At 74.7% G+C, this 10,739-nt stretch carries 6 protein-coding genes and 2 pseudogenes; 7 read left to right on the top strand and 1 reads right to left on the bottom strand.

Features of this window, described 5'->3' with window-relative positions; all coding sequences use genetic code 11:
• The 3 genes and pseudogenes from VGH76_RS08880 to VGH76_RS08870 all read left to right on the top strand — a co-directional run.
• Positions 1-283: TCP-1/cpn60 chaperonin family protein (locus VGH76_RS08880; RefSeq protein ID WP_331556286.1), on the top strand; the 283-nt coding region annotated here is incomplete at its 5' end.
• Between the two features lie 216 nt (positions 284-499).
• Positions 500-1,718, top strand: a pseudogene (locus VGH76_RS08875) (MFS transporter).
• Positions 1,719-1,862: 144 nt separating this feature from the next.
• Positions 1,863-2,231 (top strand): annotated as a pseudogene (locus VGH76_RS08870) (YccF domain-containing protein); the annotation flags it as partial.
• Positions 2,232-2,346: 115 nt separating this feature from the next.
• On the opposite strand, the gene VGH76_RS08865 reads toward VGH76_RS08870, so the two are convergent.
• Positions 2,347-4,023: a DNA repair helicase XPB gene (locus VGH76_RS08865; protein ID WP_331556285.1), complete on the bottom strand. Its 1,677-nt coding sequence runs from the start codon at positions 4,021-4,023 to the stop codon at positions 2,347-2,349.
• Between the two features lie 611 nt (positions 4,024-4,634).
• Between VGH76_RS08865 and VGH76_RS08860 the strand changes: the two genes are divergently transcribed.
• The 4 genes from VGH76_RS08860 to VGH76_RS08845 are packed head-to-tail and all read left to right on the top strand — an operon-like array spanning position 4,635 to position 10,711.
• A complete protein-coding gene (locus VGH76_RS08860; RefSeq protein WP_331556284.1) occupies positions 4,635-8,933 on the top strand; it encodes a nitrate- and nitrite sensing domain-containing protein in 4,299 nt (1,432 codons plus the stop codon).
• Positions 8,930-9,352: a roadblock/LC7 domain-containing protein gene (locus VGH76_RS08855; RefSeq protein WP_331556283.1), complete on the top strand. Its 423-nt coding sequence runs from the start codon at positions 8,930-8,932 to the stop codon at positions 9,350-9,352. Before VGH76_RS08860 ends, VGH76_RS08855 begins: the two co-directional genes overlap by 4 nt.
• A gap of 23 nt (positions 9,353-9,375) precedes the next feature.
• Positions 9,376-10,140: a DUF742 domain-containing protein gene (locus tag VGH76_RS08850; RefSeq protein WP_331556282.1), complete on the top strand. Its 765-nt coding sequence runs from the start codon at positions 9,376-9,378 to the stop codon at positions 10,138-10,140.
• Positions 10,121-10,711, top strand: coding sequence for an ATP/GTP-binding protein (locus VGH76_RS08845; RefSeq protein ID WP_331556281.1), 591 nt, complete (start codon positions 10,121-10,123; stop codon positions 10,709-10,711). Before VGH76_RS08850 ends, VGH76_RS08845 begins: the two co-directional genes overlap by 20 nt.
• Positions 10,712-10,739: the final 28 nt, after the last annotated feature.

Below are 10,739 nucleotides of genomic sequence, written 5' to 3'. Positions count from 1 at the left end.
GCAGATCGCGCACAACGCCGGCCTCGAGCCCGGCGTCGTGGCCGAGAAGGTCCGCGGTCTCCCGCTCGGTGAGGGCCTCGACGCCGCCACCGGCGAGTACAAGGACCTGGTCAAGGCCGGCATCATCGACCCGGCCAAGGTCACCCGCTCGGCGCTGCAGAACGCCGCGTCGATCGCCGCGCTGTTCCTCACCACCGAGGCCGTCGTGGCCGACAAGCCCGAGAAGGCGGGCGCCGGTGCCGGCGCCGACCCCACGGGCGGCATGGGCGGCATGGACTTCTGAGTCCGCGCACTCCCTGAGGCAGTACTGACGAGGGCCGCATCCCGCTCCGGCGGGGTGCGGCCCTCGTCGTGTCCGCGGTCGTCTCCCCACCGGGCGCGAGGGGAACCCTCGTGCGGGTAGAGCGGTCGAATCCTCCCCTCGTGGTCGCCGATCCTGGCCCGAGCCGGACATATCACCTACGGTGCGTGACCGGGGAACCACGGTGAGGGAGCGCTCATGAGCCAGGCGACGGACGCGACCTCGACCGAACGTCACCAGCTCCCGGTCCGGACCCTCGTCGCGGCGAGCATCGGCAACGCCGTCGAGTGGTTCGACTGGACGATCTACGCGACGTTCACCGTCTACTTCTCCTCGCAGTTCTTCGACAAGGCCAACCCGACCCTGGCGCTCATCGGTACGACGAGCACCTACGCGCTGGCGTTCTTCTTCCGTCCCCTGGGCGGGGTGCTCCTCGGGCGGTTCGCCGACCTGCGGGGCCGCCGGTTCGCGATGCTCATGATCGTGCTCATGGCGGGCGGGTCCCTGGTCATCGCGATCCTGCCGACCTACGCCATGGTCGGGTGGCTCGCGCCGCTCCTGCTGCTGCTCGCCCGGATCGCGCAGGGGCTCGCGCTCGGCGGCGAGGTGTCCAACGCGTCGGTGTACCTGGCCGAGATCGCCCCGCCCGAGCGGCGCGGGCGATACTCCAGCTTCTTCTACATCTCGACGGGGGTCGCGCTGCTCGCCGCGAGCCTGCTCGGGCTGCTGCTGACGACGACGCTGACCCGTCCCCAGCTCGATTCCTGGGGCTGGCGGGTCGCGTTCGTGGCCGGCGGCGTCCTCGGGCTCGTCGGGCTGTGGCTGCGCCGCACGCTGACCGAGACCGAGCAGTTCGAGCAGAACGTCGAGCGAGCCCGGCAGACGCGCAACCCGCTGCTGCGCACCCTGGCCGACCACCCGCGCTCGGTGCTCCAGCTCTTCGGGTTCACGCTGCTCTCGACGCTGTGCTTCTACGTCTTCTTCACCGCGATCACACCGTTCGCCGTGCAGTTCCGCGACGCGTCCGGTGGGGACGTTTTCCTCGCGCTCTCGATCGGCACGGCCGTGTTCATCGCGCTGCAGTACCCGATGGGCGCGGCCGCCGACCGATTCGGGCGCAAGCCCCAGCTGCTGATCTGGTCCGGCCTGATGGTGGTGCTCACCGTGCCGCTGTCGTTGCTGATCACCGAGCGGACCCCCCTGGTCAACCTGATCGTGGTGTTCGCCGTCGGCCTCGGGCTCTACACGTTCATGTCCTCGATCGCGCTCTTCGGCGGCACCGCGCCGCTGCTGATCTCGGCGCTGTCCGGGTCGGGTCGCCCGCAGCTGTTCTTCTGGTACGTCTCCGGCGCGGCCCTGGGTGGCCTTCCTGATCATCCTGACGCTGCCCGAGACGAAGGGCCGCGTCCTGTCCTGACGCCCGGTTCCTTGATCACCGGGACGCCCAGCGCGTCGGTCGTCGCGGCGAGCATGGACCGCCACCCCGCCCTTCTGGGAATTAGTTCCCGCTCCGTGCCCCCGGTACCACCCGCAGAGCAGGCATCCTGGAGCCATGCAGGGCATCCGGATCGTGCTGAACCTCGTCTGGCTGGTGCTGGCCGGGGTGTGGATGGCGCTCGGCTACCTGATCGCCGGCGTTATCTGCTGCTGCCTGATCGTGACCATCCCCTGGGGGATCGCCTCGTTCCGCATCGCGCTGTTCACGCTGTGGCCGTTCGGGCAGCGGCTGGAGCGCCGCCCCGAGGCCGGGATCGGGTCGATGCTCGGCAACGTCGTGTGGTTCGTCGTCGCAGGCTGGTGGCTCGCGATCGGGCACGTCGTCACTGCGATCGCGCTGGCCGTCACGATCATCGGCATCCCGTTCGCGTGGGCCAACCTCAAGCTCGTCCCGGTCTCGCTGACCCCGCTCGGGCGCCGGATCGTCGACGTCGACGACCCGCGCTCGTTCGGTGTGGCCCCCCGGTCCGCCCCCGCCCCGGCCGCGCCGCCCGCCCCGCCGGCGCGCGGCGGGCAGCCGGAGATCCCCTGGTACGGCCGCTGACCGATCAGTCCGCGTCGACCTCGGGCACCGGCGGACCGAGGAGGTCGTCGGCGTCGACGATGCGGTACGCGTAGCCCTGCTCGGCGAGGAAGCGCTGCCGGTGCGCGGCGTACTCGGCGTCGACGGAGTCCCGCGAGACCACCGAGTAGAAGTGCGCCTGACGGCCGTCGCCCTTGGGCCGCAGCAGCCGGCCCAGCCGCTGGGCCTCCTCCTGGCGGGACCCGAACGTGCCCGAGATCTGGATCGCGACGGAGGCCTCGGGGAGGTCGATCGAGAAGTTCGCGACCTTGGAGACGACGAGCCGGGGCAGCTCGCCGCGGCGGAAGGCGCCGAAGAGCCGCTCGCGCTCCTTGTTCGTCGTCGAGCCCTGGATGATCGGGCAGTCCAGGGCCGCGGCCATCTCCTCGAGCTGGTCGATGTAGGCGCCGATGACGAGCGCCGGCTCGTCCGGGTGCCGGGCCAGGATCGACTGCACCACCGGGATCTTCGTCCGGGCGCAGGCGCACATCCGGTACCGCTCGTCGGCCTCCGAGGTGGCGTAGACGATCCGCTCGTTCTCGGTCATCGTCACGCGGACCTCGACGCAGTCGGCCGGCGCGACCCAGCCCTGCGCCTCGATGTCCTTCCACGGCGCGTCGTAGCGCTTGGGGCCGATCAGCGAGAAGACGTCGCCCTCGCGGTTGTCCTCGCGCACCAGCGTCGCGGTCAGCCCGAGCCGCCGACGCGACTGCAGGTCCGAGGTCATGCGGAACACCGGCGCGGGCAGCAGGTGGACCTCGTCGTAGATGATCAGGCCCCAGTCGCGGGAGTCGAAGAGCTCCAGCGCCCGGTACTCGCCCTTCGTCTTGCGCGTCATCACCTGGTAGGTCGCGATGGTGACCGGCCGGATCTCCTTGCGCTCGCCGGAGTACTCGCCGATCTCGTCCTCGGTCAGCGAGGTCCGCGCGACGAGCTCGCGCTTCCACTGCCGCCCGGCGACGGTGTTGGTGACCAGGATCAGCGTCGTCGCCGACGCCCTCGCCATCGCCGCGGCGCCGACGAGCGTCTTCCCCGCCCCGCAGGGCAGCACGACGACGCCGGAGCCGCCCGCCCAGAAGCCCTCGACGGCGTCGGCCTGGTAGTCGCGCAGCTCCCAGTCGGACTGGTCGAGCGCGATCTCGTGCGCCTCGCCGTCGACGTAGCCCGCGAGGTCCTCGGCGGGCCAGCCGACCTTGAGCAGCATCTGCTTGAGCCGGCCGCGCTCCGAGGGGTGGACCGCGACCGTGTCGTCGTCGATGCGGGTCCCGAGCATCGGGGCGATCTTCTTGTTGCGCAGCACCTCCTCGAGGACCGCGCGGTCGAAGGAGACGAGGACCAGGCCGTGCGCCGGGTCGTTGGTCAGCTGCAGGCGCCCGTAGCGGCCCATCGTCTCGACGACGTCCATGAGCAGCGCCTGCGGGACGGCGAAGCGCGAGTACGTCACGAGGGCGTCGACGACCTGCTCGGCGTCGTGTCCCGCGGCGCGGGCGTTCCAGAGGGCCAGCGGGGTGACCCGGTAGGTGTGGACGTGCTCCGGGGCGCGCTCGAGCTCGGCGAAGGGCGCGATGGCGGTGCGCGCGGCCGGAGCGTCGGCGTGGTCGACCTCGAGGAGCAGCGTCTTGTCGGACTGGACGATCAGCGGTCCGGTCCCGGGGGTGCTCACAGGCTCCGGTCCTCCCTCGACGGTGCTCGGTGGGCGGGTGCGTGACGACGGGCGATGACCCGACGCCGCGTTCCATTGTCCTCGCGCGTGCGCCTGATCACCGGGGTGCGCCCCCCGAGGGCCTGACCAGCCACGTCCCGTGATCACCGGCGCGCGGACGAGCGGTCTCGTCGACGGGGCGATGATCTCGTCAGGGGGTGCGGATACACTTCCCGGCCACCGACACCTGCTCCGAGGAGTGACACACCACCCGACGGGGCCGTCGCGGGCCACTGATCGTGTCCCGCGTCCGGCCGACCTGCCCCCGACCGAGCTGCCCCCGACCCCTGGACCAACGGTCCGGGACCGGAGCCGCGGACCTCGTCCGCCCGATCCGTCCCGGCAACGCCCGACCACGGACCCACGATGCGACTCAGTGCCCTGCCTTGCGCACGCTCCGCGTACGCAAATCCCACCGCCGGAGGAGCGCCGTCACCCCGGTGGCCCCACCGAGGATGGCTGGCGGGAAGTGTAGCCCATGGACAACTACACAGGGTGCGGCAGGCGTCCGATCAGGGGCCGTGTCCCACGGCAGGCGACCGACCGACCGCTGCAAAGGGAAGGATGAGCGCGTGACCGCTCCCGTCCGCCGACCCGACGCGCGTGGCGACACCCGCCGCGGCGCCGCAGATCCGGGGGCGACCGACCGTGCGCCCCTGGGTGAGCGGCTGGCGCTGCGCAACTGGAGCCTGCCGGTCAAGCTCGCCGCCGTCCTGCTCGTGCCCACGCTGTTCGTCATCACGCTCGGCGTGCTGCGCATCGTCGAGCAGACCGAGAAGGCCCGTTCCTACGACGGCGTGCAGCAGGCGGTCGCGCTCGAGGGGGACAGCGCCCGGTTGCTCGGGTCCCTCGACGGCGAGCGCCGCGCGGCCGCGGTGTTCCTCGCGACCAACCGGGCCGGCGGCTTCGGGCCGGTCCAGGACGCGGTCGACGACACGAACGACAAGTTCGGCCGACTGCGCAGCACCTACGAGTCGGCGAACTCGGTCGACGACCAGACGCGGTCCTCCTACCGGGACGCCTCGAGCGCGATCGCCCAGCTCGACCGGCTGCGCGACGACGTCAAGGGCGGCGGCGTCGACCCCGCGGGGGCGATCTCGCGCTACACCAACGCGACGTCGGCCGTGCTGACCTTCGACGAGTCGCTCACCCGCGAGGCCGCGGACCCGTCGATCGCGGGCCTGTCCAACGGCCTGTTCGCGCTCTCGGAGGTCCGCGAGCAGGACGCCTACGTCCAAGCCGTGGTCGCCTCGGCGATCGCGGGCGGGCGGATCGACGCCCCGTCGATCGACCAGGCCCGCAACGCCACGCTGCGCCGCAGCATCGCCGTCGACGAGTTCCGCAACGCGGTCGGCACGGACAACGCCGCGCTCGCGGACGCCGTCGTCGGGCCCGACGTCGACGCCCGGGACCGGCTGGCCCAGGTGGTCCTCGGGCGCGGCAGCGCCGGGCTGCCGCTGCAGGTCTCGGCGCAGGACTGGGACAACGCCTCGAGCGCGGTGCAGCGCAAGGTCACCGACGTCTCCGACCAGCTGCGCGCGCGGCTGCAGTCGAACGCCGCCGCGCTGCAGAACGGCGCCCGCAACGCCGCGGGCGTCGCCTCGGTGGTGCTGCTGCTGGCGCTGATGGCGGGCGCCGCGGTCGTCTTCTTCGTGACCCGCTCGCTGCTGCGGCCCCTGCGGCTGCTGCGGCGCACGGCCCTCGACGTGGCCGAGCGCCGGCTGCCAGCGGCGGTGCGGAGCCTGCGCGAGGGCGAGGCCCCGGACACCGAGGTCAGCCGCACCCCGATCGAGACGCGCGAGGAGATCGGCGAGGTCGCCCGCGCGTTCGACCAGGTCCACGAGCAGGCGGTCCGGCTCGCGGCGGAGCAGGCGGGCCTGCGCACCGCGTTCAACAGCATCTTCGTCAACCTCTCCCGCCGGTCGCAGGCCCTCGTCGAGCGCCAGTTGCGGCTGATCGAGCAGCTGGAGAACAAGGAGGAGGACCCGGAGGCCCTGGCCGAGCTCTTCCAGCTCGACCACCTCGCGACGCGCATGCGCCGTAACTCCGAGAACCTCCTGGTGCTCTCCGGTACCGACCTCGCGCGCCGCGGCGGCCGGCCGGTCCCGCTGGTCGACGTGCTGCGCGCCGCGGCCTCCGAGGTCGAGCAGTACCAGCGGGTCGAGCTCGCGCCGCCGCCGTCGGTCCAGCTCCTCGGTCGTACGGCGGGCGACGTCGTCCACCTGGTCGCCGAGCTGCTGGAGAACGCGGCGGCGTTCTCGGCCCCGGAGACCCGGGTCGACGTCTTGGCGCGTCCCGAACAGGACGGCACGGTCGTCCTCGAGATCTCCGACCGGGGCGTCGGCATGACCGACCAGGACCTCGCCGAGGCCAACCAGCGGCTCGCGTCGCCGCCGACCGTCGACGTCTCCGCCTCGCGGCGCATGGGGCTCTTCGTGGTCGGCCGCCTCGCCTCCCGGCACGCGATCGGCGTGGCGCTGCGGACCCGCGACGGCGGCGGCGTGGTGGCCGCGGTGCGGATCCCGTCCTCGGCGGTGCTCTCCGGTGGCCCCGGCGGCCGGGTCGGCGGCACCCAGACCACCCGCGCGCTCGGCGGCACGGGCCTGCCGGTCCGCGCGCCCGGCCAGGCCCCGTTCGGCCCGGCCCCCACCAACGGCTCCGCGCGGCCCGAGACCGCCGGCACCCCCATCCCCCGACAGGAGCCCCGCGAGGGCGCCGGGCCGCGGGAGGGCGCGGGCGGACTGCCGCGCCGGTCGGCGGCGCGGGGCGCCGCCGGCGGAGCCGCCGCGGCCGGAGCGGCCGCCGGTGCGGCGGCGTTCTTCGCGCCCTCGGTCGACCCGGAGGGCGAGCCCGGCCCGCAGGACCCGGCCGAGGTCGCGTCTCCCCCGGAGCGGGGCGACGAGCAGCCGCGCCGCAACGGGCTGGGCGGGTCGCTCGCGTCCGCGCTGCCGCGACGGCCCCTGCGTCCCGGGCCGGCGCCGGCCTTCGAGGAGACCCCCGCGAGTGGGCCCGAGGCCGGAGCGGCCGGGCCGCCTCCGGGTCCGCCCGGGCACGCCGCGGCGTCCGCGGGCGCCGACGACGCCGAGCCCGACGACGAGGACGACGAGGACGACGACCGCGTGGCCTCGGTGGTCGGCCACGACCCCGGCGGCGAGAGCGTGACCGTCTGGAGCCAGTCGGGTAGCGACGACGAGGCCGACGAGGCCGCGGCCGGCGCTCCCGACACGGCGCAGCCGGCCGGACCTGTGCCCACGCGGGCCGTGGCGGCGCACGCGTGGCGGGGCCCCGACGGCGAGCCGGACGCCGAGGAGGACCAGGCCGACGGCTCCGCCGCGGCCGAGGAAGCCGGTCCCGGCGGTCGGCACGGGCTGGTGGCGCCTGATGCCCCGTCCGGGCCCGACGGCCGCCCGGCGCCCCGGCCGCGCCCGGGCCCGGGTCCGCCCCAGCCCGGCGGCTGGTGGCGCCAGGGTCCGCCGCCGCCCGGCAACCGTCCCGGCCCGCCGAGCCACCCCGGCATGCCCGCGCGGCCCGGCGGCTTCCCCGCGCCGTACCAGGGACCGCCTCCGGGACCCTGGGCGCGCCCCGGGGACGAGGGCGTCGAGCAGCCGGCCGCCGCCGAGCCGGGTCCGCCTCCGACGGGCGCCCCGCCGGCCCCGGCACCCACGATGTGGAACGGCGCCGAGGTCGTCCCGCCACCCGGGCCGACCAACGGCGAGGCGCCCGCGGTCCCGCCGGAGGCCCAGGACGGTGACGTCCCGGCGGAGACGGGCCACCCCGGGACGGCCCAGGGCCACACCGGCGAGTTCCCGGCCGAGCAGATCGCCGCCGAGCAGGTCCCGGCCGAGCAGGTCCCGGCCGAGCAGGTCCCGTCCGACGAGGACGTCACGTCGGGCACGGCGGCCGCGGCGGCCACGGGCCTGGACGCCTCGCACGGTCCGGAGGCCCCGGACGCCCCGGCGGCGGCGACCGGCGAGCCGGAGGAGCAGGCCGTCCAGCGGCCGGCCTCCCGGCTGTCGCTGCGACCGCTCTCGCAGCGCCGCCAGGCGCCCGGGGGCGGGCCGCTGCTGCGCCCGGGCTCGGCGCCCCGGCTGCGCCCGCGGCCGCCGCAGGAGTCCGAAGCGGTCCCCGTCGCGGAGGGCGACGCGGGTACGGAGCAGCCCGTCACGGGCGAGGAGCTGTTCGCGGAGGCCGACGAGACCAACAGCCCGGCCGCCGCCACGGCGGCCCCGGGGCCCGTCGACGGCCCGGACGCCGGGCCCGTCGCGCCCGGTCAGAACGGCGCCGGGCACGCCGGGGTCGGCCAGAACGGCCGCAACGGCGCCACCAACGGCCACGGCGCCGGGTTCCCCGGCCGGTCCGCGCCGGAGGCCCTGCCGCGCCGTCCCGCGGCCGTCCTTCCGAACCGGGAGCGCACGCCGATCTTCGACGAGGTCGCCTCGGTCTGGTTCCGCGAGGCGGAGCCGAGCGACGCGGGCGGCGTCGACCCGGAGTGGGAGAGCGCGGGCCGCGGCGGCTTCGACGCGGGCGCGCCGTCGCTCGCCGCGGTCGACGCCGGCACCACCGAGTCCGGCCTGCCACGACGCCGTCCCCGGGCCCATCTGGTCCCCGGGAGCGCGCGGCCGAGCCCGACGCCGGCCGCCGCTGCGGAGTCCGCTGAGCCCGGGACGCCCGGCGCCCCCGGCCCGGCGGGTACGCAGCGCAGGAATCCCGAGGCCGTGCGCGGCCGGTTGGCCAGCTACCAGCGCGGTGTCGCCGACGGCCGGTCGACGCGCCCGCCCCCACGACCCGACGGCGCCCCCGCCGGCGAGGTCCCCACGAGCGGTCCGGCACACCACCGCGCCGCGCCGCACACCGAGGAGGAGGAGCAGTGACGGCACCCCAGTCGCAGCCCAGCAGGTTCGGCTGGCTGGTCTCGAACTTCGCCGAGCGCGTCCCGGGCGTCGCGCACGCCGTCGTCGTGTCCGCGGACGGCCTGCTGCTCACCGCGTCCAACCGGCTCCCGCGCGACCGCGCCGACCAGCTCGCGGCCGTCGCGTCCGGGCTGATCAGCCTCACCCAGGGCGCCGCGCGGTGCTTCGAGGCGGGCGAGGTCGTGCAGACCGTCGTGGAGATGGAGCGCGGCATCGTGCTCCTCATGTCCATCAGCGACGGCTCGTGCCTGGCGACGCTGGCGGCGCCGAACTGCGACATCGGCCTGGTCGGCTACGAGATGACCCTCCTCGTCGACCGCGTGGGCCAGCTGCTCACCCCTGAGCTGCGCGCGGAGCTGCAGGGAACGGGATTCCGATGAGCCGTCGGGAGAGGTGATCGAGGGTGAGCCAAGGACCGGAGGACGACTCCTTCGCCGACGTCCTCAACGGGATCACCGGCGGCGGTGGGCGCCGCAACGAGCGTCGGAGCCTGTTCGGGCGGCGGCGCAAGGGCGCTGACGGCGACGGCACCCCGGAGACCGACCACGACGCCGCGCAGGCGCTCGACGGCGCTCCGGGGACCGACGCGGGCGGGGCGCACCGCAGCCCGTCGGAGGGCGTCCCGGTCGGGCCGCAGCCCGGCGGCTGGCGCCCCGACGTCGCGGGCCCCTCGGACGCGAACCACCCCGACCCCGCGTACCCGGATCCCGCCTACCCGTCGGCCGCCGAGCCGGCCGCCCCGACCACGCCGGGCGGCATCCCCGTCGGCCGTCACGAGGTCGGGGCGCCGGACTACCCCGACGGCCCTCGCAACGGCGACGAGCCGCCGGAGTCGTCGTTCGTGCGCCCGTACGCCTGGACCCGAGGCCGGACCCGCCCGGCCTACGACCTTGCCGTCGAGACCCTGCTCTCGACGACGACCCGGGGCCGCGACCCCCAGCAGGTCACCCAGTACGAGCACCGCATGATCGCCGACCTGTGCAGTGAACCGAAGTCGGTGGCCGAGGTGGGAGCGCTGCTCTCGCTGCCCCTCGGCGTCGCCCGCGTGCTGCTGGGCGACATGGCAGCGCACGGATCGATCGTGGTGCACGAGACCGCCTCGTCGACGGGCGACGCCCCGGACATGGCGTTGATGGAAAGGGTGTTGAGTGGACTACGACGGCTCTGAGGCGCCGGCTCCGACGACCACGTCGGCCAAGATCGTCGTCGCCGGGGGTTTCGGGGTCGGCAAGACGACCTTCGTCGGCTCGGTCTCCGAGATCGATCCCCTGACCACCGAGGCCGTGATGACCGACGCGAGCTCGGGCGTCGACGACCTCACGGCGGTGCCGAACAAGCGCACGACGACGGTCGCGATGGACTTCGGGCGCGTGACGCTCGACGCCGACCTGATCCTCTACCTGTTCGGCACGCCCGGGCAGGACCGCTTCTGGTTCATGTGGGACGACCTGGTGCGCGGCGCGATCGGCGCGGTCGTGCTGGTCGACACCCGCCGGCTCGCGGACTGCTTCGCCGCGGTCGACTTCTTCGAGGACCGCAACCTGCCCTACGTGCTCGGCGTGAACTGCTTCGACGGCATGCTCGCCCACTCCCTGCAGGACGTGGTGGAGGCGCTCGCTGTCGACCCGTCGGTGCCGGTGGTCACTGTGGACGCCCGGGACCGCGAGTCGACCAAGGAGACGCTGATCGCGCTGGTCGAGCACGCGATGCAGGTCTGGGCGGTCGGCGCCCGCGCCTGACCCTTCCTCGTGGAGCGAGCGGCACTCT

Source organism: Actinomycetospora sp. (assembly GCF_036497585.1).
In the GTDB taxonomy this organism is placed as follows: Bacteria; Actinomycetota; Actinomycetes; order Mycobacteriales; family Pseudonocardiaceae; genus Actinomycetospora.
Note: the sequence above shows the minus strand (reverse complement) of the source record. Positions and strands in the feature narration are given on the sequence as shown.